The sequence below is a fragment of the Massilia genomosp. 1 genome, assembly GCF_011682185.1.
In the GTDB taxonomy this organism is placed as follows: domain Bacteria; phylum Pseudomonadota; class Gammaproteobacteria; order Burkholderiales; family Burkholderiaceae_D; genus Telluria_A; species Telluria_A rubra.
Genome location: NZ_WHJF01000524.1, coordinates 1 through 292, shown reverse-complemented (window position 1 = coordinate 292; position 292 = coordinate 1). Strand labels below are relative to the sequence as shown.

1 protein-coding gene is annotated in these 292 nt (G+C 62.7%); it reads right to left on the bottom strand.

The features are described 5' to 3' along the window. On the bottom strand, nt 1-292 hold a 292-nt coding region (locus F1735_RS34765), incomplete at both ends, for an MFS transporter (protein WP_187364441.1).

The window sequence follows — 292 nt, the reverse complement described above, 5'->3', positions numbered from 1 at the left end:
CGTCATCAGGGTCATCAGGATGTAAGTGCCGTACGCCCACACCAGCTTGGCGTCATAGCCCCAGGCTGGCGTGGTGAACACGAAAAACACGCTGACGCCGTAGGGAACGCACAGCCACAGCAGCCACGGGCGGTAGCGGCCGAGGCGCGAGGTGAAGCGGTCGGTCACCTGCCCCATGGCCAGGTCGGCCGCCGCGCCGATGATTTTCACCACCACGAACAGCAGCGCCAGATGCTCGGTGCGCAAGCCGTAGATGTCGGTGTAGAAGAAGGTAATGAGCAGCATCATCGAC